We start from the raw sequence: 21,669 nt of genomic DNA, 5'->3' as shown, positions 1-21,669 counted from the left end.
CACTCCATCATTCGGATGGAGTGCTTGTGTCGTTTTCCTCTTCAACCGGTTCTTCCGGATTGTCTTCGACGATCGAGTCATCCTCTCCATTTGGTTCGAGCGTCGTCGGTTCTTCTGGTTCCGTTGGCTCTTCCGGTTCGGTCGGTTCCTCAGGCTCGGTTACCGGTGGATCGTCTTCAATCGGTTCTTCTGTTTCCGGTGGATCCGTCGGTTCCTCTGGTTCACTCGGTGGTTCTGCAGGTTCTTCCGGCGTCACTTCCGGTGTCGTCGGCTCCGTTTCTTCCACGACCTCTTCTTCGACTTCTTCCTCGACCGGTGCTTCCGGTTCAGTGACAGGTGGGATGACAGGTTGCGCCTCGGGAATAGGGGGTGCTTCCGGAACGACGACCGGTTCTTCGGTCAAATCCGGTTTGATCGGTTCGACCGGTGCGAGTTCGATAGGCGGCGGTGCCGGTGCATCTTTTGCGATGAACGTCCGGATGTCCTGTTCAAATAATGCGGTCGGCAAGGCGATCCCACGCAAATGGATGGCGACGACTCGCCCGGATGCCGAAAGGAGCGGACTGCCATACGCATGACGTGGCAATTCAAAGTTTCGGCTATAGCCGTTCTCGGCGAATGTGACTGTGCCATTGATACGTTCTTTCATGGTTAAGGTCGTCAATGTCTCGTTCTCTGCGGCAATGGCTTGTGTAAGGGTGAACGGGGTGTTCTCCGTCTCTTCGATTCGAATGACAGCGATCAGATTCGTGCGACCGACGACGGTGCCGGACACGGCCTCCCCGTCATGATGCATGATGATATTCGTCAATCCGGCCACATTTGAGGCGGCTGTGACGACATCACGTGAGCTCACCAAAAATCCCGTCCCGTAACTGACGGTGAAGAGGCTCTCTTGCAACAGCTCGAAGTCGACTGGTGTCGCTTCGTCAGCGGACACCGTTTCTTCCCCGATCGGCAAGTTGACCTGATCGGCGAGCGAGTCGGTCGAACGCAACATGTCCGTGAAATAGGCATTTCCAATGAAGGTGACAAAGGCAATAAGTGCGATAGCGAATGGGACGGCAAATAACCAAATCGTGCGACGTGAGCGGCGGCCACACGTCGGACAGATCGTTTTCGATCGTGTCTTCTTTCCGCAGTGGGGACAAGTCACGGGGGCACCTTCTTTCCATAAAGTTCGATGCTATGCTTATTCCTTCATTTGGAAAGAGGTAAACAAATATTTTGGAGGGGTCACACATTATACGTCACATGATAAAATCTTCAAAAGATATAGGGGGAAATCCAATGAAATTCATCATCTTATTTGGTCCACAAGCCGTCGGCAAAATGACGGTCGGGCAGGCGCTCGCCGACAAAACCGGACTGAAATTATTCCATAACCATATGACGATCGACCTTGTCGGACCGTTCTTCAATTACGGGACGCCGGAAGGGAAGCGACTCGTCCAACACTTTCGTCAAGAACTGTTCGAATCGGTCGCCAAGAGTGATTTACCTGGCATGATTTTCACGTTCGTCTGGGCGTTTGACATGCAGGAGGACTGGGATTACGTGAAGAAGGTGACGGATTTGTTCGAGTCACATGGGGCGGACATCTATTACGTCGAGCTCGAGGCCGAGATGGAAGAGCGGCTCGCGCGCAATACGACGGAGAACCGTCTTGCCCATAAACCGTCGAAGCGCGACATCGCCTGGTCCGAGGCGGAACTGAAGCAGACGGCGACGATGTATCGATTGAACTCACGTCCGGGGGAATTAGACGTCGAGCACTATCTCCGGATCGATAACACGAACTTAAGTCCGGAAGAGACGGCGGCCCAGATTCAACAAGCGTTCGACCTATGACAAAAGCGGGTCCCCGTGAAAGGGAACCCGCTTTTGTCATGCCCACCAGTCGGGGCGTTCATAATCGACCAACACCTGTTTTTCGAGGAGGCGTGGCTCGAGGTAAGACGTGACGCTTGGAAGACGATCATCGAGGTCGGCCGGATGGACCATCACTTCGATGGATTCACCTGGTTCGATGGCGTCGAGGGTCGCATGGGAGACGCCGTCCGCATAGAACTGATCACTGAACCGTTCGGTCACCCACAAGTCCCGGCGTGTCCCAAGAGTCGTTAAGGCCCGAAACGTCGTGTCATATTCTTTTGCGAGACGGACAATCACCTCTTGCAGTGCCCACCATCCGTGAATGTGATGGTGGCTGTCAAGATGGTCGAGCGGAAGTCCGGTCGCAAGGAACGCCTCGATCTGGGCTTTCCACTCGAGATAGACGAGCTCCGGGTCAGGTGGTGTCTCGGTCAAGAAACGGCTCGTGTAGCGGAACGTGCCGTCTTCTTTCGTGAGGGGAGCACTCGTATCGGCGAGCGGTTTGCCCCAAGACAAGACGAGATGGACCCCGACGCGGAGCGACGGATGTTGTTTCGCGAGCCGGACCGCTTCCTCGACGGCATACCCGTTCATGATCATCGTCGCCGAATTGACAATTCCATTTAGATGACTCTCCAAGGTGCCGGCGTTCACACCTGTCGTCAATCCGAAATCATCAGCGTTGACCAGGACGAACGTTTTAGGCATTGACGAGACCGAGTGCCTGGTCGAGGACCAGGTCACCTTTCATCATCCCGTACGCCATGTTGTCGATGACCGCGACGGGTACGTCGACAGACGACTTGATTTTACCTTCGAGATAGCGGACTTGAGGTCCGATCAAAATGACGTCGACGTTCGACTGTTCTTTCAAGCGCGACTCTGGAATCGCGTCAATGGATGCGTCGAGTCCACGTGAGGCAGCTTCTTTCCGCATTTTTTCCACTAAGATTGATGTCGACATTCCTGCCGAGCAGACGAGTAAGATGTTCATGTCGTTTCCTCCAATCGATTCAAACGGGTGATCATGTCAATCATTTCGACGGCGAGCTCTTTCACGGTCATCGCCGTCATGAGATGGTCTTGCGCGTGGACGAGGAGGACGCTCATGTCGCTCGTCGTCCCCCGTGCCTCTTCTTGTAACAGCTCCGTTTGTAGTTTGTGTGCGTCCAAGAAGGCCGCATCGGCTTCTTTCAACTTTGCCGCCGCTTCGTCCGCTTCACCGCGTTTCGCGGCAGCGATGGCCTCAAATGCAGATGAGCGTGCATTTCCGGCATGTAAGATAATCATAAATGAGAGTTCTTGAATGGTTTCGGTTTTCACGAAATCTTTTCTCCTTCCTCAGTCGCAGCTTTATTTTTATTGATTTCGGCTGTCATCGCCTTCGCTCCTGCCATGACGAATGGAATATACATCGCTGTCGCAATCGACAAGTTCACGATTTGAAGCAAGACACCGCGGACGCTACCGCCTGTGACCAAATAGCCACTGATGATCGGTGGGGTTGTCCAAGGGACGATGGCGACCGTCTTCGGAACCATGCCTGTCGAGAGCGCGACGTACGAGATGATCGTGAGCGTGACCGGCACTAAGATGAACGGTACGAGCATGATCGGGTTCAGTACGATCGGAAGACCGAAGATGACCGGTTCGTTGATGTTGAAGAGTCCAGCTGGTGTCGATAGTTTGGCGACTTGATGATACGGGTGATTCCGTTGTTTGCGGACGACGATGAAGATGGCGAGCAAGAGTGCGAACGTCGTACCCGATCCACCCATGAAGACGAATGCATCCAAGAATGGTTTTGTGACTGTGTACGGTACATCAAACGCTGACGTTCCGGCTTGGAAGGCAGCCAAGTTTTGCTCGATGAGCGGGAGATAGACCGGTTCGATGACCGAGCCGATGATGTTCGTCCCGTGAAGCCCGAAGAACCAAAGGATGTGGTTCAAGAAGGCGATGAGCAAGGCAGCGGGGAGTGAGTCGCCGAATCCTTGGAGCGGTTGTTGAATTGCTTTAAAGATGACTTCAAATACACTGAGTTCTACGACAAGCGTCATGAAGAGCTGGAATCCTGCGACGACCGTCAAGATGATCATCGATGGGATGAGCGCTTGGAATGAACGGGTGACCCCACCTGGTACACCTTCCGGCATCTTGATCGTCAGTTTCGTATTGATGAGGTAGCGGAACATTTCTGTGACGACAATCGATACGATGATGGCGACGAAGAGTCCTTGTGCGCCGAGCCATGCGAAGTTGAGACCCCAGTCTTCAGTGACCGGTACGAGCATGATATACGAAGCGAGCGACAAGATCCCCGCCGCGAGCCCGTCAATCCCGTATGAACGGGCCAAGTTATACCCGATTGAGAAGGCGATCAGGAGCCCGAGTATCGCGAAGGACGCGTTCCAAATACTACCACCGAGTCCTTGCCAGTTGCCTTCGCCAAACATACTGTTCATCGATCCGACGAAGTCGAGTGAGAGACCACCGATGTTGACGGCTGGGAAGTTGTTGATGAGGACCGCGAGCGACCCAACGATGATGAGTGGCATGACGGAAACGAATCCGTCACGGATGGCGACTAAGTGCCTTTGGGACCCGATGCGTCCCGCGATTTCAATAAACTTGTTCATGAATAAACCTCCTTCTTAAATTGGGGTAAGTACGCCTCGTGCGCTGTGAACAGCTCTTTAAGAAGCGGATCAATCCGTTTCTCGTCCTGGATGAGCGGGTTCATGAGGCAGGCAAGGTAGGCGTCCTCGTAAGAACCGGATACAGCCGCCTGGATAGCGAGCTGTTCAAACGTTTTTAAGTTGGTGATGAGCCCACGGATCGGTAGTGGCAACGCGCCGATGGAGACGGGGCGAGGACCTGACTTTGTGATGACGGCGTTCACTTCGATGACCGCGTCATCTGGTAAATCCCGAATCGTGCCGTTATTGAGCGTGTTGACCGTCTGGATGTCACCGCGGTCGTTGTAAATCGAGTCCATCAAATTGCAGGCAGCGTCTGAATAGTAGGCGCCTCCACGTTTTTCAAGCTCTTCCGGTTTGACGGCGAGATCGACGTCTTTGTATTTCTCGAACAACTGCGCCTCGACTTCTTGCACGACTTCGGCACGGGTGCCGTTTTGTTCGTACGCTTCGAGGTCTTTCTTCAACACATCTTTCGTCTGGAAGTAGTACTGATGATACGGGTTCGGTAACATACCGAGTGACGATAGGAACGATTCGCTCCAACCGAGCCCGACGATGTTCGCCGGCGAATAGTCGTTGCCTGCGTTGAGCGAGGCGAGGACGTCACTCGTCCGGTCCACGCCGTCGACCCATACGTGACGGCCGAAGACGAAGTGGTTCAATCCAATAAATTCAATCGCGACTCGTTCGACAGGCGTCTCGAGGATCTCAGCGACCGAGTTTCGCATGTTGAACGGGATGTTGCAGACACCGATGACCTTCTTATGAGATGAGTGCTTGAGTACGGCCTCGGTGACGATGCCCGCCGGATTGGTGAAGTTGACGAGCCAGGCGTCCGGACAAATCTCGGCGACTTCGTTTGCCAAGTCGATCAAGACGGGGATAGTACGGAACGCTTTGAATAATCCGCCTGCGCCATTCGTCTCTTGCCCGATGAAGCCATGCTTGAGCGGGATGCGTTCATCGAGCGCGCGTGCCTTGAGTCCACCGACCCGAATCTGTGTGGATACAAAATCTGCGCCGACGAGTGCGGCTCTTCGATCGAGCGTCCAACTGAGTGTGATCTCGGCGTTTGCCTTTTCAATCATCCGCTGAGCGAGACGACCGACAATCTCTAGTTTTTCCCTCCCTTCTTCGATATCGACGAGCACGATCTCCCGAACGGGGAACGTTGCCTGTCGATCAATCAATCCTTCGATGATTTCTGGGGTGTAACTGGACCCACCGCCGATGATGACGACCTTGACTGCCATAGTGCCAACTCCTCCTTTTGAAAGCGATTTCTTTTTGTCGTAACAAATATAACAAATGATACAACTTACCGCAATATAAAAAATACAAATAATACAAATAAGTTTTTGTATTTGCATTTGTATGCTTGCTGTATCACAATAAAGGAACCAACCCAACGTAAAGGAGATGGAGGTATGTCGCAATCGACGCTCCAAACCGCAATCAAGGATGAACTGTTGTCCCGCATCAAGAGTGGGCACTATAAAGAAGGGGAAAAATTTCCGACCGAGTACGCGCTTTGTGAAGAGTTCGATGTGAGCCGCACGACGGTACGGGGTGCCCTCAATCAGTTGACGACGGAAGGGTATCTGGTCCGTCAACAAGGTCGCGGGACGTTCGTCGCCGGGAAGAAAGTACAACAAACGTTGTCGTATACGCCGAACAACTATGCGGCCCAACTTGCCGTTCAAGGGAAACGTGGGCAAGTCGCCTTGATCGACATCTCGGTCATCTCGGCATCTGGTCAAATCGCTTCGGTATTTGAAGCGGAAGACAATGCGCCGATTCAAAAGATTGAGCGGATCCGTCATGCGGACGGGGAACCGACGCAGTATGAGGTCTCGTTCATCCCATGGCAGATTGCACCGGGGATCACGAAGGAACAGGCTGAGCATTCGCTCTTCCGCACACTGGCCGAGGTCCACGACGTCCATGTCGCCAAGACGACGGAAGCACTGGAGATTGCCTTAGCTGACGAGAAGGTGAGTGCACTCCTCGATTGTCCACTCGGGTCGCCGTGCTTCCATATCGAGACGGTGACAGAGGATGAGTCGGGACGAGCGATTGAATACTCACGCTCCTACTTCCGCGGGGACAAGACGAGCTTCGTCATCGAACGGGATTATAATTAACAAAAGCGCCCGACTGTTTCGTATGGAAACGGTCGAGCGCTTTGTTCGTTTAACCTGTAACAAAAAGAAATATGGTCATTTTGAGTGGAAATGACTATGTTTAAGGATAAATGAACATGTTTAAACGCGATAAACATGTTCATTTTGTTCTGAGATGACTATGTTTATCAAGGAAATGAGTAGGAAATGAACACATTAGACGGACAAGGGATTTCAAAATATAACTCGAATGTTGTAACAGATGACATGATTCGAAAGGTGACGAAATATGACCGTAACTACATTTGTTGGTGTGTTAATTTTAGGTCTCTTACTGTTAGGGTTGGGAATTCTCTCAAAAGATCGAAGAGAATAAATTCAAGTGAATGAATGACGAGTGGGGGAAGCTAGATGAATGAATGGGAAAAATGGATTCCGTTAGAGTCTATGCCGGCACGTCTGTACAAAGAGTCACTATTGGACGATGGAGATTCTTTGCGAATTATCTTAAGGGGCGAAACCGAAGGGCAGAAATATTCATTTCTGTTTGATGGTCTTGTACTTTCTTATCGAAACTCGGATGAGGGTTCACGATTGAGGATGTTAGAGCATCTGCATCAGCATTATGCACATCTTGAGTACGGGAATTGGACGTTATTCAAAATGAAAAATTCTAGTTATCTGGAATGGTTTGCCCAAGAATCTTTGGAGCGGTATGAGGGCATAGTTGAAGTGGAACACTATGTTTTTCTTACATCAAATGATGTGATTGAAGTGCTATCCGCTGATCCTCCAGCAATAACAAAGATGATCTAGCATAGATTTTATTTGCAAAGAAGGTGTAAGGAATGGCGATTGTAGAGCGTGCTGGATTGTTTTTTGAACTCTTTCCTCGAAAATATGAAGAAAAGGAAGACGATCCATTTATTTTTTCAACGTTAGCGTTATCGGTCGAATCGAGAGGGAGTTTTCATTTTTTTGGTGCTTTACTCATGAAATCGGAGTATGAATATCTGATTTCACAAATTGCGCTCATGTTAGATGGAGAACTGAACAAATTCATTCTCAATCCTGTTGAACCGATTTTTAGTATGACAATTGAACGTGAAGAGGTAATTCTTTATAGGTTCATGCTCCGTTTCCAGACAGGTAAACCACGTGAATTAATCTTTTATATGAATAATTGTGAAATAAATAGATTCAAAGAGGAATTGAAAGAAGAAATGACTCAAATCCTTCCTCCACCATTTCTGCCTTAGAAATGTACATACCGAAACAGTAAACTGCTAATGATTGATTTTCTTGGACAGCCGATTCCAGACTGCATTCTGGACCACCTTATCCTCTCTTTTTTGTACACTAGAACCAGGAGGCGAGAGAAGCATGTCAATCATTGAATTCAAAGATGTGAGTCATCAAGACATCCTGCACCATGTGTCCGGGACGTTCCGGGAAGGACGGATCACGACGTTCGTCGGACCGAGCGGCGCCGGCAAGACGACGTGTCTGAAGCATATCAACGGATTGCTGTCACCGGACACGGGCACGATTTTATTTAAAGGGGAAGACATCGCGGAGATGGACATCCTCGAGCTACGAAAGAAAATTGGGATGGCGTTCCAAAGCGCGCCGATGATTCAAGGGACGGTGTACGACAACTTGAATCTCCCGAAAGCCATCTTCGACGAGACACTTGACCGCGACCGGGCTGCCGAATTGCTCCATCGCGTCGACTTGAGTGAGGCGCTCCTCGACCAACCCATCAAATCACTGTCGGGTGGGGAACGGAGCCGGGTCGCCATCGCGCGGACACTCGTCAATAAACCGGACGTGCTCTTGCTCGATGAGATCACGGCGAGCCTTGATTACCGGACGGTGAAAGAGATCGAGCGACTCATTCGAAAACTGCAACAATCGTACGGCGTGACCGTCATTTGGATTACCCATGATCTCGACCAGGCACGGCGGGTGAGTGACGACATGTGGTTCTTGAAGAACGGGGAACTACTTGCATTTGGGGACGCATCGTTCATCGATGAGTCGGACGATCCGGTCATCCAACGATTCGTCAGGGGGGAAGATTGATGTCATATATTGAACTCGCGACGGCGCTCATCTTCGTCGTCATCCCGCTCGCCTTGACACTCGTCCTACGACTTGGACTCGAGCGTGATATTATCATTGCGACCGTCCGCTCCATCATTCAACTGTTGATCATCGGCTATATCCTGACGTTCGTCTTTGAGAGCGACAGTCCGATCTTCATGCTGTTGATGATTTTACTCATGATTGTCGCAGCGACACAAAATATCCGACGGAAAGGGGACGGGATTCCGGGCATCATGTGGATCATCGTCTTGACGCTCGTGACGATCGAAGCGCTGACGATGGGACTCATGCTCGGGCTCGGTATCATCCCATTTGAGCCGGAAAAGGTCATTCCGATTAGTGGGATGGTCATCGGGAACAGCATGGTGTTGTCGCTCCTATTCTTGAACAAGTTCAAAGACGAGGTCGAGCGGAGCGACGACGTCATCGAACTCATTCTTTCACTCGGCGGCACACCGAAAGTGGCCATCGACCGCAGCTTGAAGAATGCGATTCGCACGAGCATGATTCCGACTGTCGAGGCGCAAAAGACGATGGGGCTCGTCCAACTACCGGGAATGATGAGCGGTCTCATCATCGGGGGAGCAGACCCGATGGAAGCGGTCCTGTACCAACTCTTGATCCTGTTCTTGATTTTGACGACCGCCTCAATCTCGGCGACGCTCGTCGGTTATCTCGCATACCCACGTCTGTTCAACGAGAAGATGCAGTATATCGGACTGACCTATCGGAAATAGAAATAGGAGAGATATAGAAATGGCTGGATGAAGGTTTATTTTCTTCATCCAGCCATTTCTTGTGTATTAAAAGTTAGTAAGACAAGTGAGAACCGAATAAGACTTTCGGCAAAACAAAATATCTTGTTTGAGGGGATAAGTGGATTACATCTTGATAAGTGCCACTAGAGTCTTTCCAAGTTACTTGAACGACATATTCATCCTGTTTATCAGAAAATGTTTTGGTTGTAGACAGATACTCAATTTCTTGGTTCTTCGTTACGGTTTCATTGACATCTAAATCGTGAATGAGTTTACCATTTTTACTCAAAGCAATCGTTTGGACCTCAACTCGGTGGTCCTGTTCAGAATAGATTCTTCCGCTCCAATACCCTTTTGGAGAAGTCACTTCACTGTTGAAGTCCGCTTCCCATTTACCATCCGTTGATTGTCCGAACCATTTTGGGGGCTGATTGATTGAATATGTTATCCAAAGTACAAGAAAAGCGAAGGGGACAATAATGTATATGACTTTTTTGTTTTTCCACATGATCTTTTCCTCAGTTCTTTTAAAATATTTTATGTTAGATATTTTAATTTTATCGCATTTTGATTACCCGATAAGATACAGCATCAGTCACTTTAAAGTTTTTATCGTAATAATTTAAAGTATTGGAAGCGATGTAAATAGTGCCATTGGCTTTTCGATTTACAATTACAGAGTGATACCACCCACTACTATTTTTAAATTGAATAATATCCCCTACACTTGCATTGCTGATAATTGTACTTTGATTAGTGCTTGTTACAGTTTTCATACCTTTTTTTGTCCAATATGAATAAAAGTCAGTGACACGAACCCATGAAGTAGAGGTTTTGTCCCTCATGTAACAACTGTTCGAACCGCTACACTCCATATAGTTATCATTAAACCAGTATGTTGTAGTTTCAAGCATTCCTTTATTTACAGGGGAAGGTTTGCTTTCCACTTTCCCGCCAGCATGAATAGCTTGTGAGACGAAGTTTGTACAATTTAAGTTATATCGTTTGTATTTTGGGTTAGTTTTTTCTGCGTATTCTTTTGCGTAAACTATAGCTTTAGAGGGACTGTAAGTTGACATCGCCGATAAATCAGATGGTTCAGATTTTGTGATATACGATGCTCTGCCCACTTGTTGTTCTTCTTCATTACGTAGTTTAATTTTCTCTTTAAGTTCTTCGATTGTCATATTTAAGAAATGGGTATCCATATATTCATTAGGGTTATCAGATTGGAACAAACTTAATTGATAAAGGTATTCTCCTATATAATAGTTAATTGATTCATATTGAGGATGAACAAGTAATGACTGATCTTGGTGTTCTAATTGTTGTGCCATTAGGTATTCCACATACTCGTGAGTACCTAATTCGATATCGATGTTGTTATTTTTCATGTTATCAATTAAAACCTGTTCAATTTCTTTAAGTGTAATATCTTCTAGTTCTCCAGCATATACCGAGCTATTGCTAGAAAATAATGTTCCTAGAATTAAAGCAAACATAATAGGAAGTGCAAAGAATCTTTTCATAATTTGATGCTCCTTTTTTTATTTTGTTCAAAAATAATGGAAACATTTTCATTCTGCATCCGAAAGCAATTATATTACAATCCGATAACAATTAATACAACTTTGGTTGATTATAGTAACAAATAACTATTAAAATGTATAATTTGTACCTAATCCCAATATTGTATTTCTTTTGATTATCTTCTCTACAATATCAATATATGAATATATAAAATTAAAAATGACACTATATTTTAATGTGTTATCAAAATTAAATAAATTCTGTAGGGTAAGGTTTTTGTAAAGAATGAAAAATGAATTTAGTGCAAGGTACGAAAAAAGCACCTCCTGAGGAGATGCTTCAAGATTAATACACTTCGTACGTCTGTCCAGTCTGCGCGCCTTCGACGCTCTTCACGTAGGCGAGGGCGACCCGTTCACCCGGTACCGCCTCGTAACCACGGAAATAAGGACCATACGCATCGAGTGCTTCGACGAGGACGTTCGGACTGACGTTGTTGATGCGGATGCCCCGTGGCATCTCGATCGCCGAACCGGTCACGAATCCTTTGATGGCACCGTTCGCGAGTGCCGCCGATGCGCCTTCTTTGATGGGGTCGTCCATCAAGATTCCGCTCGTCAGTGTAAAGCTACCACCATCGTTCACATAATCGAGCCCGAGAAGGACGAGGTTGACTTGTCCTTTAATCTTGCTGTCGATACTCTTCTGATTATCCGCCGGCGTCATTTCGGAAAGTGGACCGAAATGCGTGCTGCCCGCCGTGCTGATGACCGCGTCGACGCGCCCGACCGTCTCATACATCTGGCGGATGCTGTCTTCAGAAGTGAGATCGACTTGCACGTCCGCCCCGTTACGCCCAGCCCGGATGATTGTATGTGTTTTCTCCAACTCTTTTGCGACGGCCTGCCCGATCGTGCCGCTTGCCCCGATGAGTAAAATTTTCATGTGAAAATTGCCCCTTTCGTCACGCTTAGATTCCACTTCAGAGTAGCGGATGACGAGGATGTTCGGCAATCAAGTTGCCTCCGGTGGGACGACCGTGCCTTGGTGGAATCGCATCTTCCAACGTCCGTCCACGAATACCCAAATCGAGCTGCGACGTGTCACACGATTTAGTTTCGGTTGAACGAGACGGTACGTCACCAAGACGTGACCTTCCGTCAACGGATGCAGCGTGAATTCGGATAACTCCGCCTCGATCGGGTCGAGCTGGAGTGTCGTCTGATCCCAATTTTGATACAGCAAACGTCCCGAGCTACCGATTTCAAAGAAGTCGTCGGTCAACAGTTCACGCAATCGCTCCGTCGACTGCCTGACTTCCGTCGTCAATAACGCTTCTTCTAGTGTTTGAAGATGATCTGCCAACTCGTTCATGTCACGACTTCCTCTCTTCGTTGATTCATCACGATGACGCCGAGGACGATCAACAAGAGACCGATTCCGTTCAACGCCGAAAGAACTTCCCCGTACACGAACACCCCGATGAGTCCGGTCGCCACCGTCCCGAGTCCAGCCCAAATGCTATAGGCGATACTGAGGGGAATCGTCTTTAACACGATGCCCATGAGGGTGAACGAGGCGGCGAAACTGACCAAAAGGACGGCACTCGGCACGAGATTCGTGAATCCGTCCGACAGCTTCAACATCGATGTCCCGAGTACCTCAAATCCGATAGAAAAGAACAGTAAAAGATAGGCTTTCATGCCGATTCACCTCACACTTTCATCAAGACGAGCCCGATGATGACGAGCCCGATCCCCGCAATTTTTTGACGACTGATCTGTTCTCGGAAGACGACGAAACCGATCACCGCCGTGAGCGCCGTCCCGACCCCGCTCCAAAACGCATAGGCGAAGCTGAGCGGGATGGTGAAGAGGGCAAGTGATAAGAGATAAAACGCTGTCCCATAACCGAAGGCGACCCCGAGAATCGGAAGTCGGCTCGTCGAGGTGGCGTTCACTTTCAACATGCTCGACCCGAACAGTTCCGAGGCGATGGCCCCGACCAAATAGATGAATCCCATATTACGAACCTCCTTGAACCAACTCGTCACATGATTCCCGAATGAGTGTCGCCGCACGGTCCTTGAACGACTCACTGTACCCATAAAGAACGGCGAACCAAAAGCCGTCACAGAGGAGACGAAGTTTTAAAATCGCATCCTGATCGGGCCCATCGGCAGCGAATCGCTCGTTCCAACCGGTCGATACGTCGCTCCAAATCGACTCGCTCGTCGCATCTTCTTGTGAGGAGATGAAGACGGCGACAAGGTCTGTGTCTCCATGATCGACATCCTCCAATGTGGCGAGCGCATAGGCGCGGGTGAACGAATATGGACCATCGGAGAGATGATCACTGATTCGTTTCTCGAACGTCTCGATGGCGAGCTCGTTCATCTGACGCAACAAGTTGGCCTTGCTGTCGAAATGGTAGAGGACCCCGGCTTTTGTGATGCCCGCTTTCGTCGCCAACCGTTCGAGCGACAACTGACTGATGCCGTCCTCTCGAATCATCTGGGCGGCTGTTTGTAGCAACAATTGTTTTTTATTCATGATCAAACACCTCGCTTTACTATACTGACCGTTCAGTAAAGTCATCCTATCAAATATTGATTCAGGTTGTCTAGCGAAATGACTGATGGAATAATGTGGGAAAGGAGGTGTCGTGATGGGTTCGCATTTGATGCATCTCGTCATCGCGAACGAGATGTTCCCAGCGTTGTCAGAGGTGGATGAGGTCGCATTTATGCTCGGAAGTCTTGCGCCGGACGCAACGACCGAAAAAGGGGATTCACATTACTATGCGGGGAGACATGATGATTTGTCGCGTCGCCTCGATTTCGAACAGTACTGGCGTGATAGTGAGGATGAGGAGATGTCATTTCGACTTGGTTACTATGCGCATCTTGTCGCGGATGAGATATGGTTGCAAGGGTTTTATAAGAGTTGGCTGAAGGAAGTCATCGCACAGAGTCCAGAGAAACAGGCAGCCTATTATGCGGACTTTGATGCGTATAATGCTCGGCTGTCGAAACGCCTCGGGACGTTCGATTTTGAACGCTTGAAAGGAAATCCGAAGTTCGTTGAACTGGTCGAAAAAGTCGAGCGGGACGCGGCGATGACAGAAGAGGGGACGTACACAATGTTCTTGCCGCATCAGTTCGATGGCTATGTCGATACGTGTGTCCGCCGCTGCCTGGAGATGGTCAAACGGAAGCGGGCGATGCTCGTATGAACAAGCGATTTGCCCCGCTATACGCGACGCTCGGACTCTTCCTCTTGACGGTCATCACTTTTTTCACGCTGAACGGACGGGTGTTTCCGAATCTCGAATTGATGATGGTCATCTGGGTATATGTCGCGATTGATGTCGGATTGTTCGTCACATTGATTTGGGGATTGTTTTGGAAAGATCAAGTCATCAAAATATACACAATCCTTGCGACGATTGGATTGATGATTCCATTGTCGATTTGGATTTTCTTGTTGCTGTTGGCGAATGGGATTTCGGAGGCGTGAGTCAGATGGACGAACCGAAGAACATTCCGTTTCTAATGCGCCGTGTACCATTTTTTATGTTGTATGCCCTTTGCGGTCCGCTTGCGCTTGTCATCTTGATCATTTACTGGCGAGACACATCGACTGACGATCGAGGACCGTATTTGTTTTTCTCGGTTGTATTCTCGCTGTTCTTCATCACGAAAATCATACCGGACGGATTATTGAGTATCGTGATTTTTTCAGCGACGTATACGTTCGTCTTATTCGCCACCTATATCATTCTCAATCGAAAACGAAATTCGACTGACAATGAGTAACTTTGAAAGTGGACCTCCACTTTCTTTTTTTGTGCGTGCATTTATAGAAAGAAAAATTTTCCTATCCGAATCTTGTCAAATTGGCATTGCGCATCCACATTTTGTTTGCTATGCTACTTGATGAAAACGACAATGATAATCATTATCAATGAGAATGAGTACGTGAGAATAGACATACATAACCAACGCGACTCGTTCCAGATATGAAAATCATTGAACTTTACATACAGAGGAGATGGATGAAGTGGGGAAATTCAAGATTTCACTCATGTTGACGTTGCTCGTCTTCGTACTCGCCGCATGTGGCGGAACGAGTGAGACGAAGAAAGAAGAAAACGTCGACGGCGCAACAAAGACAGAGACGGTCGAAATTACAGACGCACACGGCACAATCGAGGTACCGGTCAACCCGGAGAAGGTCGTCGCCCTTGATAACCGGACGTTCGAGACATTGGCAGCATGGGACATCGACTTGGTGGCGGCACCGATCGGACTCCTTCCAGCGGAGTCACCATACGCATCTGACAAAGACATCGCAGACGTCGGCATGCACTTCGAGCCGAACTTAGAGGCGATTGCGGGAGTTGACCCGGACGTCGTCATCGTCGGTCAACGTTTCGCAGATTACTACGAGGACATCAAAAAGTTGGTACCGGAAGCAGCGGTCATCGATTTGAACATCGAAATCCCAGAGGATTCAGGCACACCGGGTGAGATTTTAGTCAAAGGATTGACGGACACGACGCTCACACTCGGAAAAATCTTTGACAAAAACACAGAAGCCGATGCCATCGTCGCGGACCTCGAGAAATCGATTGAAGACGCGAAAGCGGCATACAACGGAGAAGACACAATCATGTCGGTCATCGTATCGGGTGGAGACATTGGGTTCTCAGCACCGGTGACGGGACGCGTGTTCGGACCGATGTACGACATCTTCGGATGGGTCCCAGCCCTTGAAGTCGAGAAGACGACAGGTGACCACGAAGGTGACGAAGTATCCGTCGAAGCCATTGCGGAAAGTAACCCGGATTGGTTGTTCGTCCTCGACCGTGACGCACCACTTGGTAACGCGGAAGGTGCTGTACCAGCAGAGGACGTGATTGACAACGCACCGGCGCTTCAAAAGACGACGGCTGTGACGAAAGAGCAAATCGTCTATGCCCCGAAAGACACGTACTTGAACGAATCGATTCAAACATACGCAGAATTCTTCAACAGTGTCACGGAAGCGCTCGCGAAGTAAGGTTCCGTCATGCAAAAACCTTTGACAGCCAGGGTTGAGACGATGTCTCAGCCCTCCTTTTCTAGATTGTGGACGAAGTCGTTCATGTTCACCGTGATCATCGTCCTCGGTTTGGCGGTGCTGTCGCTCTTTACCGGGGTGTACGATCTGTCACGGACAGACGGATTCGATATGTTTTGGATCACCCGAGTCCCACGGACGATCGCCCTCATGCTGACGGGTGCGGCGATGGCGATGGCGGGGCTCGTCATGCAGCTCATCACGCAAAACCGACTCGTCGAACCGACGACGACGGGGACGCTCGAATGGGCGGGACTCGGACTGCTCACCGTTTACTTACTTGTACCGGCACCGAGCCTCATGATGCGGATGACCGGGGCGATCGTCTTCTCGTTTATCGGGACGATGGTCTTCTTCTGGTTCTTACGTTCGGTCAAACTTCGTTCATCGCTCATCGTGCCGATTATCGGGCTCATGTTAGGGGCGGTCATCTCCGCCATCTCGACGTTCCTCGGTCTATTCTTCCGAGCAAGCCAGGCGATCGAGGGCTGGTTCGTCGGTTCGTTTGCCTCGGTGCAAATCGGGCGCTACGAGTACCTATGGGTCATCATCGTCGTGACAGTGCTCATCTTCTTACTGGCGAATCGCTTGACGCTCGCGGGATTAGGGGAAGACATTGCGACGAGTCTCGGCGTGAACTATAACCAGCTCATGATGATGGCGACGGGGCTCATCGCCTTATCGGTCGGGGTCGTGGCGACGGTCATCGGGAATTTACCGTTCCTTGGACTCATCGTCCCGAACCTCGTCTCGATGTTCCGCGGGGATGATTTACGCAGCAACTTGCCATGGGTCTGTCTTGTCGGGATGGGTGCGATTCTCGTCAGTGATTTGATTTCACGGACGATCATCATGCCGTTCGAACTCCCGGTCTCACTGATTCTCGGGACGGTCGGGGCAATCGTCTTCATCATGATCTTGATACGACAACGGAAGAAGGGAGGGGTTCGATGAGTACGGTCATGGAACGAGACGGTGTCGAAGTATCAATCGGGGAATTGAGAGAAGAACGTCATGCCTCAGCGTTTCAATCGAAACGGGCGAGCAGGCGCTATTGGCTCTTCTTAAGTGCCTTCATTCTCGGCGGACTGTTGTGTGCGCTCGGGCTTCTACTTTATAACAATCCGGTCCCGATGGACTCTCCGTCATTCGTGCCGGTCGTGGAACGGCGAATCGTCGCCATCGTCACGATGTTGATTGCGTCACTCTGTCAAAGTCTTGCGACGGTCGCATTCCACTCCGTGACGAACAACCGCATCATCACGCCATCGCTGCTTGGATTTGACGCGCTCTATTCGACGATTCAGACGAGCATGGTCTTCTTCTTCGGGGCAGGGGCGTTGATCGGCTTCTCGGGGACAAGCGCCTTCTTGACACAGGTCGGCCTCATGGTGACGATGAGTCTCCTCCTTTACGGATGGCTCTTGTCAGGGAAATACGCCAACCTGCAGCTCATGCTACTCATTGGGATCATCATCGGGACGGGTCTGAACTCGGTGTCGTCGTTCATGCGCCGCATGCTCGCCCCGTCCGAGTTCGATATCCTGCAGGCACGACTGTTCGGCTCGGTGACGAATGCCGACGTGGCGTACTTTCCCATCGTCATCCCGATCGTCGTCATCGCCGGGACACTCTTGTTCCTGTTCTCGAATCGATTGAATATCGTCGCACTCGGCAAGGACGTCGCGACAACGTTCGGGATGAACCATCGGAGGAGCGTCATCTACACGCTCGTCCTGATTTCACTCCTCATGTCCGTCTCGACGGCGCTCATCGGACCGCTCACGTTCTTTGGATTTTTAGTCGCGACGCTCAGCTATCAGGTCGCCTCGACGTATGACCATAAGTATGTCTTTCCGATGGCGTTCGCCCTAGGGTTCTTCGTCCTGACGAGCGCGTATTTCTTTATGTATCACATATTCCAGACGCCAAGTGTCGTCTCCGTCATCATCGAACTGTTCGGCGGACTCATCTTCTTGGCCGTCATTCTAAGGAAGAGGTCGCTATGATTCAAATCGAACAAGTCAAAAAATCGTATACAGACGATGTCCACATCGGACCGCTCACGCTCGACATCCCGAAAGCCAGGTTCACCTCACTCATTGGGCCGAACGGGGCGGGCAAATCGACGACGCTCATGATGATCGGACGGTTGCTCAACTTAGACGAGGGACAGATCCAAGTCGCCGACATGGACGTGTCGAGCACGAAATCGAAAGACTTGGCGAAAATCATCACCATCCTGCGCCAAGAGAACCACTTCGTGACAAGGCTCACGGTCCGACAACTCGCCGGATTCGGGCGTTTCCCTTACTCGAAAGGGCGCCTCACGAAAGAGGACGAGGCCATCATCTCGAAATATATCGACTTCCTCGATTTGACCGCGCTCGAGAACCGCTATCTCGACGAGCTCTCAGGGGGGCAAAGGCAGCGTGCGTATGTGGCGATGGTGCTCTGTCAGGAGACGGAATACGTCCTCCTCGATGAACCGCTCAACAACTTGGACATCGCCCGTTCGGTACAGATGATGGAGTATTTGCGCCACGTCGCCGACGAGTTCGGACGGACGATCGTCACGGTGCTCCACGATATCAACTTCGCGGCGAAATATTCGGATCGCATCTGTGCGATGAAAGACGGACAGATCGCTGCGTTCGGAACGGTCGATGAGATCATGGACGCGAAGATCTTATCCGATATTTTTGAGACGAAACTAGAAATCATCGAAGGGCCGTATGGGCCGATTGCGGTGTATTAAGCCAGGTTAAATCACGGTAACTTTAGACCACAGTATTACCAATACTTCAGACTTTATAAATGAGGAGGATTCACATGAAAATTGACTGGACACCGATCACCAAAGTAGTGGCCGAGGCACCGGATACATACACGTTCCATCTCGCCTTACCACCTGAGTTCACGTGGCAGGAAGGGGCGCACACGCATCTCGCGCTCGAAGGGTTCAACGCCGGGGACAAGCCGGATCGGAGCCTCGTCCGCCATATGTCAATCTCGACATTGCCAAACGAGGGGGCAATCGGGATCACGACCCGCATCAAATCTGAATGCTCAACGTTCAAATCGATCCTTCGCGACATGGTGCCGGGGGACAAGGTTGCCTTGTTCAAGACACATTCGAACGTCCCACTCGAACGGAGTGGGAAGAGCGTCTATCTCTTATCGGCTGGGGTCGGACTGGCGACATTCCGTCCCGTCGTCCTCGAGTACTTGGCGAACGGGGAAGGTGTCCCGCATCTCCATTCGTTGAACGTCGATTCGTCGAAGGCGTATCTGTTTGGTGACGTCTTCGAATCGAACGAGCACTTCACGTCAGAGTTCGTGCCGAGTCGGAAAGACTACTACGAACGCGTAGAGAGGATGGCATCCGACAAGGGCGCCTTGTTCTACATCGTCGGTAGTGACGAGCTGTTGCGCGAAACAATCCACGTGCTCCGGACAAACGGAGTGGCATGTGACAACATCAAGATCGACAAGCATGATTTTCAGCGGGAAGATTTTTTAGGCTGACACTCAAACCGGGGACACGTGCCCCGGTTTTTTCGTGCACAGCTGGACGAAGCGCTCGAAGATGCCACGTCCGTCCGGGGTCCCAATCGACTCGGGATGGAACTGGACACCGTACGTCGGATGGGTCGGGTGTTCGAGTGCCATGATGACACCGTCTGTCGTCTCCGCCGTGATCGTCAGTTCGGTCTCTTGTACAACGAGCGAGTGATAGCGCATGACGTCCATCGACAAGCCTTCGAAAAGGACGCCTGGCACCGTATTGATGCGCGACACTTTCCCATGCATCACCTCGTTCGCCCGTCCGACGACCCCACCGAACGCCTCGGCGATGACCTGGTGACCGAGACAGACCCCAAGAATCGGGATGTAGCCGGACAATTGTCGCACGACCGCGAGCGAGACACCGGCGTCTTGTGGACCGCCGGGACCGGGAGAAAGGATGATGCCACTCGGGTTCATGCGACGGATTTCTTCTATAGTATGTTCATCGTTCCGGATGACACAGACATCACTGAATCGGGCGACATCCTGATAGACGTTATACGTGAACGAATCGTAGTTATCGATGAGGAGAATCATGCGAACACCTCCAAAAGGGATTTGGCTTTATGCAGCGTTTCTTCATATTCCGACACCGGGTCTGAGTCATAGACGATGCCGGCACCGGCTTGGACATGGGCCGTGTCACCTTGGACGACCATCGTCCGGATGGCGAGGGCGAAATCGAATCCGCCACGGACGTCAATATAGCCGACCGCCCCGGCGTAGACTTCCCGTTTCACCGTCTCGAGCTCGTCAATCAACTGCATCGCGCGAATCTTCGGAGCCCCGGAGACGGTACCGGCCGGAAGACAGGCACGGAGCGCATCGATTGGGGTCACATCGTCACGTAAATCCCCTTCGACTTCCGAGACGAGATGCATCACGTTTTTGAACCGTTCGAGCTCGATGTGTTTCGGGATGGTGACCGTGCCGACTTTGGCGACCCTCCCGATATCGTTCCGTCCGAGGTCGAGGAGCATCCGATGTTCGGCGAGTTCCTTCTCGTCTTGAAGGAGTGACTCTGCATGACGCATGTCTTCCTCGACGGTCTTCCCACGAGGGCGTGTCCCAGCGATCGGGTTCGTCGTCACTTTGCCGTTCTCGACCCGGACGAGACTCTCTGGTGAGGCACCGAGGACGATCGCTTCCCCGAGGTCGATGTAGAACAAGTACGGACTTGGATTTTGTTTCCGCAGCGTCCGGTAAAAGTGGAACGGGTCCCCGGTGAACGTCGCGTCGATTCGTTGCGACAAGACGAGTTGGAACACCTCGCCCGCAAGGATCGCCTCTTTCGCCTGGAGCACACGGTCGATGAATTCATCTTTCGGCGTCAAAATCTGCTCGCTCGTCCGGACGACCGGTTCGAGGGCGTGCGTCTCCGGAGTCTCGAGCTGTTCGCGGATGGCCTCGAGTCGCATCGTCGCATCCGTCTCGCTTGTATCGATCAAGATGACCTGTTCTTCGAAGTGGTCGTATAAGACGACCGTCTCATAGCGCTGAAAGAGTGCGTCCGGCAAATCACGCGTCACGGTCGGCGTGTTGGGGATTGGCTCATACACCCGAAGCAAGTCGTAGCCGATATAGCCGACGGCACCGCCGATGAACGGGTACGGGGCAGTGAGGTCGTCACGGGTGGTCCGTTCCGACAGGGCATGGAGCGGGTCGTCCGCATAGACCGTCCCCGTTGCATCCGTCACAGCGTTCCCGTCGACCCGGATCGTCTCGATTGGGTTCGCCGCGATGATAGAGTAGCGGCCGTGTTTGCCTTCCGCGCGACTTTCGAGTAATACCTTTCGTTCACCTTGCAGTCGGTGGAAGATTGCCACCGGTGTGAGTTCGTCACCATTGATGATCCGTTGTTGCATTGAAAAAACCTCCT

General features: G+C 50.7%; 29 protein-coding genes. 14 read left to right on the top strand and 15 right to left on the bottom strand.

What is annotated here, in order from left to right:
* Window positions 1-7 precede the first annotated feature (7 nt).
* Window positions 8-1,156 carry a hypothetical protein gene (locus KNO66_RS08185; RefSeq protein WP_214741953.1) on the bottom strand — a complete coding sequence of 383 codons (1,149 nt, stop codon included), beginning with the start codon at window positions 1,154-1,156 and terminating at the stop codon, window positions 8-10.
* A 134-nt stretch (window positions 1,157-1,290) separates the two neighbouring features.
* Between KNO66_RS08185 and KNO66_RS08180 the strand changes: the two genes are divergently transcribed.
* The gene (locus KNO66_RS08180; RefSeq protein ID WP_078147530.1) at window positions 1,291-1,851 is read left to right on the top strand and encodes an AAA family ATPase; all 561 of its coding nucleotides are present in this window, start codon (window positions 1,291-1,293) and stop codon (window positions 1,849-1,851) included.
* 36 nt (window positions 1,852-1,887) lie between these two features.
* On the opposite strand, the gene KNO66_RS08175 is transcribed toward KNO66_RS08180, so the two are convergent.
* Genes KNO66_RS08175 through KNO66_RS08155 form a run of 5 tightly spaced genes read right to left on the bottom strand, consistent with a single transcriptional unit; the run spans window position 1,888 to window position 5,830 of the window.
* Complete coding sequence (locus KNO66_RS08175) at window positions 1,888-2,583, bottom strand: carbohydrate deacetylase (protein ID WP_214741952.1); 696 nt, start codon at window positions 2,581-2,583, stop codon at window positions 1,888-1,890.
* Window positions 2,576-2,869: a PTS sugar transporter subunit IIB gene (locus tag KNO66_RS08170; RefSeq protein WP_214741951.1), complete on the bottom strand. Its 294-nt coding sequence runs from the start codon at window positions 2,867-2,869 to the stop codon at window positions 2,576-2,578. The genes KNO66_RS08175 and KNO66_RS08170 overlap by 8 nt, the downstream gene beginning before the upstream one ends.
* Complete coding sequence (locus tag KNO66_RS08165) at window positions 2,866-3,198, bottom strand: PTS sugar transporter subunit IIA (protein ID WP_084156011.1); 333 nt, start codon at window positions 3,196-3,198, stop codon at window positions 2,866-2,868. The genes KNO66_RS08170 and KNO66_RS08165 overlap by 4 nt, the downstream gene beginning before the upstream one ends.
* Complete coding sequence (locus KNO66_RS08160) at window positions 3,195-4,514, bottom strand: PTS sugar transporter subunit IIC (RefSeq protein ID WP_214741950.1); 1,320 nt, start codon at window positions 4,512-4,514, stop codon at window positions 3,195-3,197. Before KNO66_RS08160 ends, KNO66_RS08165 begins: the two co-directional genes overlap by 4 nt.
* A complete protein-coding gene (locus KNO66_RS08155; RefSeq protein WP_214741949.1) occupies window positions 4,511-5,830 on the bottom strand; it encodes a 6-phospho-beta-glucosidase in 1,320 nt (439 codons plus the stop codon). The genes KNO66_RS08160 and KNO66_RS08155 overlap by 4 nt, the downstream gene beginning before the upstream one ends.
* Before the next feature lie 174 nt (window positions 5,831-6,004).
* On the opposite strand from KNO66_RS08155, the gene KNO66_RS08150 reads away from it, so the two are divergent.
* The 5 genes from KNO66_RS08150 to KNO66_RS08130 all read left to right on the top strand — a co-directional run bounded on the left by KNO66_RS08150 (window position 6,005) and on the right by KNO66_RS08130 (window position 9,546).
* Window positions 6,005-6,721 (top strand): GntR family transcriptional regulator, encoded by a 717-nt coding sequence (locus tag KNO66_RS08150; RefSeq protein ID WP_012727186.1) that lies wholly within the window; start codon window positions 6,005-6,007, stop codon window positions 6,719-6,721.
* 390 nt (window positions 6,722-7,111) lie between these two features.
* Window positions 7,112-7,516: a hypothetical protein gene (locus KNO66_RS08145; protein WP_214741948.1), complete on the top strand. Its 405-nt coding sequence runs from the start codon at window positions 7,112-7,114 to the stop codon at window positions 7,514-7,516.
* 32 nt (window positions 7,517-7,548) lie between these two features.
* Window positions 7,549-7,959: a WapI family immunity protein gene (locus KNO66_RS08140; protein WP_214741947.1), complete on the top strand. Its 411-nt coding sequence runs from the start codon at window positions 7,549-7,551 to the stop codon at window positions 7,957-7,959.
* 124 nt (window positions 7,960-8,083) lie between these two features.
* Entirely contained in the window at window positions 8,084-8,785 is a 702-nt protein-coding gene (locus KNO66_RS08135; RefSeq protein WP_214741946.1) for an ABC transporter ATP-binding protein, read from the top strand.
* A complete protein-coding gene (locus KNO66_RS08130) occupies window positions 8,785-9,546 on the top strand; it encodes an ABC transporter permease (protein ID WP_078147521.1) in 762 nt (253 codons plus the stop codon). Before KNO66_RS08135 ends, KNO66_RS08130 begins: the two co-directional genes overlap by 1 nt.
* A 73-nt stretch (window positions 9,547-9,619) precedes the next feature.
* Here the strand turns inward: KNO66_RS08130 and KNO66_RS08125 are convergent, their stop codons facing one another.
* The 7 genes from KNO66_RS08125 to KNO66_RS08095 all read right to left on the bottom strand — a co-directional run bounded on the left by KNO66_RS08125 (window position 9,620) and on the right by KNO66_RS08095 (window position 13,649).
* A complete protein-coding gene (locus KNO66_RS08125; RefSeq protein ID WP_214741945.1) occupies window positions 9,620-10,075 on the bottom strand; it encodes a hypothetical protein in 456 nt (151 codons plus the stop codon).
* 49 nt (window positions 10,076-10,124) lie between these two features.
* Window positions 10,125-11,096, bottom strand: a complete 972-nt coding sequence (locus KNO66_RS08120) for an amidase domain-containing protein (protein ID WP_214741944.1) — start codon at window positions 11,094-11,096, stop codon at window positions 10,125-10,127.
* 346 nt (window positions 11,097-11,442) lie between these two features.
* Window positions 11,443-12,042, bottom strand: coding sequence for a short chain dehydrogenase (locus KNO66_RS08115; protein WP_214741943.1), 600 nt, complete (start codon window positions 12,040-12,042; stop codon window positions 11,443-11,445).
* Window positions 12,043-12,111: 69 nt separating this feature from the next.
* Window positions 12,112-12,471 (bottom strand): nuclear transport factor 2 family protein, encoded by a 360-nt coding sequence (locus tag KNO66_RS08110; protein ID WP_214741942.1) that lies wholly within the window; start codon window positions 12,469-12,471, stop codon window positions 12,112-12,114.
* A complete protein-coding gene (locus KNO66_RS08105) occupies window positions 12,468-12,800 on the bottom strand; it encodes a DMT family transporter (protein ID WP_214741941.1) in 333 nt (110 codons plus the stop codon). Before KNO66_RS08105 ends, KNO66_RS08110 begins: the two co-directional genes overlap by 4 nt.
* Before the next feature lie 11 nt (window positions 12,801-12,811).
* Window positions 12,812-13,120 (bottom strand): DMT family transporter, encoded by a 309-nt coding sequence (locus KNO66_RS08100; RefSeq protein ID WP_214699873.1) that lies wholly within the window; start codon window positions 13,118-13,120, stop codon window positions 12,812-12,814.
* 1 nt (window position 13,121) lies between these two features.
* Entirely contained in the window at window positions 13,122-13,649 is a 528-nt protein-coding gene (locus KNO66_RS08095) for a TetR/AcrR family transcriptional regulator (RefSeq protein WP_214741940.1), read from the bottom strand.
* Window positions 13,650-13,764: 115 nt separating this feature from the next.
* Between KNO66_RS08095 and KNO66_RS08090 the strand changes: the two genes are divergently transcribed.
* The 8 genes from KNO66_RS08090 to KNO66_RS08055 all read left to right on the top strand — a co-directional run bounded on the left by KNO66_RS08090 (window position 13,765) and on the right by KNO66_RS08055 (window position 19,748).
* Window positions 13,765-14,331, top strand: a complete 567-nt coding sequence (locus KNO66_RS08090; RefSeq protein WP_214741939.1) for a zinc dependent phospholipase C family protein — start codon at window positions 13,765-13,767, stop codon at window positions 14,329-14,331.
* A complete protein-coding gene (locus KNO66_RS08085; protein WP_214741938.1) occupies window positions 14,328-14,615 on the top strand; it encodes a hypothetical protein in 288 nt (95 codons plus the stop codon). The genes KNO66_RS08090 and KNO66_RS08085 overlap by 4 nt, the downstream gene beginning before the upstream one ends.
* Before the next feature lie 5 nt (window positions 14,616-14,620).
* The gene (locus KNO66_RS08080; RefSeq protein ID WP_214741937.1) at window positions 14,621-14,914 is read left to right on the top strand and encodes a hypothetical protein; all 294 of its coding nucleotides are present in this window, start codon (window positions 14,621-14,623) and stop codon (window positions 14,912-14,914) included.
* 235 nt (window positions 14,915-15,149) lie between these two features.
* Window positions 15,150-16,160, top strand: coding sequence for a siderophore ABC transporter substrate-binding protein (locus tag KNO66_RS08075; RefSeq protein WP_214741936.1), 1,011 nt, complete (start codon window positions 15,150-15,152; stop codon window positions 16,158-16,160).
* Between the two features lie 9 nt (window positions 16,161-16,169).
* Complete coding sequence (locus tag KNO66_RS08070) at window positions 16,170-17,174, top strand: ABC transporter permease (RefSeq protein WP_214741935.1); 1,005 nt, start codon at window positions 16,170-16,172, stop codon at window positions 17,172-17,174.
* On the top strand, window positions 17,171-18,229 hold the full coding sequence (locus KNO66_RS08065) for an iron chelate uptake ABC transporter family permease subunit (RefSeq protein WP_214741934.1): 1,059 nt from the start codon (window positions 17,171-17,173) through the stop codon (window positions 18,227-18,229). Before KNO66_RS08070 ends, KNO66_RS08065 begins: the two co-directional genes overlap by 4 nt.
* Complete coding sequence (locus KNO66_RS08060) at window positions 18,226-18,978, top strand: iron ABC transporter ATP-binding protein (RefSeq protein WP_214741933.1); 753 nt, start codon at window positions 18,226-18,228, stop codon at window positions 18,976-18,978. The genes KNO66_RS08065 and KNO66_RS08060 overlap by 4 nt, the downstream gene beginning before the upstream one ends.
* A 74-nt stretch (window positions 18,979-19,052) precedes the next feature.
* Entirely contained in the window at window positions 19,053-19,748 is a 696-nt protein-coding gene (locus tag KNO66_RS08055) for a dihydropteridine reductase (protein ID WP_214741932.1), read from the top strand.
* Between the two features lie 3 nt (window positions 19,749-19,751).
* Here the strand turns inward: KNO66_RS08055 and KNO66_RS08050 are convergent, their stop codons facing one another.
* Both KNO66_RS08050 and trpE read right to left on the bottom strand, forming a co-directional pair.
* The gene (locus KNO66_RS08050) at window positions 19,752-20,327 is read right to left on the bottom strand and encodes an anthranilate synthase component II (protein ID WP_214741931.1); all 576 of its coding nucleotides are present in this window, start codon (window positions 20,325-20,327) and stop codon (window positions 19,752-19,754) included.
* Window positions 20,324-21,655: an anthranilate synthase component I gene (trpE, locus tag KNO66_RS08045; RefSeq protein ID WP_214741930.1), complete on the bottom strand. Its 1,332-nt coding sequence runs from the start codon at window positions 21,653-21,655 to the stop codon at window positions 20,324-20,326. The genes KNO66_RS08050 and trpE overlap by 4 nt, the downstream gene beginning before the upstream one ends.
* Between the last annotated feature and the right edge of the window lie 14 nt (window positions 21,656-21,669).

This window comes from Exiguobacterium sp. s48 (genome assembly GCF_018617395.1).
Taxonomy (GTDB): Bacteria; Bacillota; Bacilli; order Exiguobacteriales; family Exiguobacteriaceae; genus Exiguobacterium.
This window is presented reverse-complemented; position numbering and strand designations above follow the sequence as displayed.

Excerpts from the sequence above, each read along its gene's own strand:
- KNO66_RS08115 (WP_214741943.1), bottom strand. The coding sequence starts at position 12,042 with ATGAAAATTTTACTCATCGGGGCAAGCGGCACGATCGGGCAGGCCGTC.
- KNO66_RS08180 (WP_078147530.1), top strand. The coding sequence starts at position 1,291 with ATGAAATTCATCATCTTATTTGGTCCACAAGCCGTCGGCAAAATGACG.
- KNO66_RS08130 (WP_078147521.1), top strand. The coding sequence starts at position 8,785 with ATGTCATATATTGAACTCGCGACGGCGCTCATCTTCGTCGTCATCCCG.
- KNO66_RS08055 (WP_214741932.1), top strand. The coding sequence starts at position 19,053 with ATGAAAATTGACTGGACACCGATCACCAAAGTAGTGGCCGAGGCACCG.
- KNO66_RS08080 (WP_214741937.1), top strand. The coding sequence starts at position 14,621 with ATGGACGAACCGAAGAACATTCCGTTTCTAATGCGCCGTGTACCATTT.
- trpE (WP_214741930.1), bottom strand. The coding sequence starts at position 21,655 with ATGCAACAACGGATCATCAATGGTGACGAACTCACACCGGTGGCAATC.
- KNO66_RS08155 (WP_214741949.1), bottom strand. The coding sequence starts at position 5,830 with ATGGCAGTCAAGGTCGTCATCATCGGCGGTGGGTCCAGTTACACCCCA.
- KNO66_RS08110 (WP_214741942.1), bottom strand. The coding sequence starts at position 12,471 with ATGAACGAGTTGGCAGATCATCTTCAAACACTAGAAGAAGCGTTATTG.
- KNO66_RS08135 (WP_214741946.1), top strand. The coding sequence starts at position 8,084 with ATGTCAATCATTGAATTCAAAGATGTGAGTCATCAAGACATCCTGCAC.
- KNO66_RS08145 (WP_214741948.1), top strand. The coding sequence starts at position 7,112 with ATGAATGAATGGGAAAAATGGATTCCGTTAGAGTCTATGCCGGCACGT.
- KNO66_RS08075 (WP_214741936.1), top strand. The coding sequence starts at position 15,150 with ATGGATGAAGTGGGGAAATTCAAGATTTCACTCATGTTGACGTTGCTC.
- KNO66_RS08160 (WP_214741950.1), bottom strand. The coding sequence starts at position 4,514 with ATGAACAAGTTTATTGAAATCGCGGGACGCATCGGGTCCCAAAGGCAC.
- KNO66_RS08085 (WP_214741938.1), top strand. The coding sequence starts at position 14,328 with ATGAACAAGCGATTTGCCCCGCTATACGCGACGCTCGGACTCTTCCTC.
- KNO66_RS08140 (WP_214741947.1), top strand. The coding sequence starts at position 7,549 with ATGGCGATTGTAGAGCGTGCTGGATTGTTTTTTGAACTCTTTCCTCGA.
- KNO66_RS08050 (WP_214741931.1), bottom strand. The coding sequence starts at position 20,327 with ATGATTCTCCTCATCGATAACTACGATTCGTTCACGTATAACGTCTAT.
- KNO66_RS08060 (WP_214741933.1), top strand. The coding sequence starts at position 18,226 with ATGATTCAAATCGAACAAGTCAAAAAATCGTATACAGACGATGTCCAC.
- KNO66_RS08150 (WP_012727186.1), top strand. The coding sequence starts at position 6,005 with ATGTCGCAATCGACGCTCCAAACCGCAATCAAGGATGAACTGTTGTCC.
- KNO66_RS08095 (WP_214741940.1), bottom strand. The coding sequence starts at position 13,649 with ATGAATAAAAAACAATTGTTGCTACAAACAGCCGCCCAGATGATTCGA.
- KNO66_RS08175 (WP_214741952.1), bottom strand. The coding sequence starts at position 2,583 with ATGCCTAAAACGTTCGTCCTGGTCAACGCTGATGATTTCGGATTGACG.
- KNO66_RS08120 (WP_214741944.1), bottom strand. The coding sequence starts at position 11,096 with ATGAAAAGATTCTTTGCACTTCCTATTATGTTTGCTTTAATTCTAGGA.
- KNO66_RS08105 (WP_214741941.1), bottom strand. The coding sequence starts at position 12,800 with ATGAAAGCCTATCTTTTACTGTTCTTTTCTATCGGATTTGAGGTACTC.
- KNO66_RS08170 (WP_214741951.1), bottom strand. The coding sequence starts at position 2,869 with ATGAACATCTTACTCGTCTGCTCGGCAGGAATGTCGACATCAATCTTA.
- KNO66_RS08065 (WP_214741934.1), top strand. The coding sequence starts at position 17,171 with ATGAGTACGGTCATGGAACGAGACGGTGTCGAAGTATCAATCGGGGAA.
- KNO66_RS08100 (WP_214699873.1), bottom strand. The coding sequence starts at position 13,120 with ATGGGATTCATCTATTTGGTCGGGGCCATCGCCTCGGAACTGTTCGGG.
- KNO66_RS08125 (WP_214741945.1), bottom strand. The coding sequence starts at position 10,075 with ATGTGGAAAAACAAAAAAGTCATATACATTATTGTCCCCTTCGCTTTT.
- KNO66_RS08090 (WP_214741939.1), top strand. The coding sequence starts at position 13,765 with ATGGGTTCGCATTTGATGCATCTCGTCATCGCGAACGAGATGTTCCCA.
- KNO66_RS08070 (WP_214741935.1), top strand. The coding sequence starts at position 16,170 with ATGCAAAAACCTTTGACAGCCAGGGTTGAGACGATGTCTCAGCCCTCC.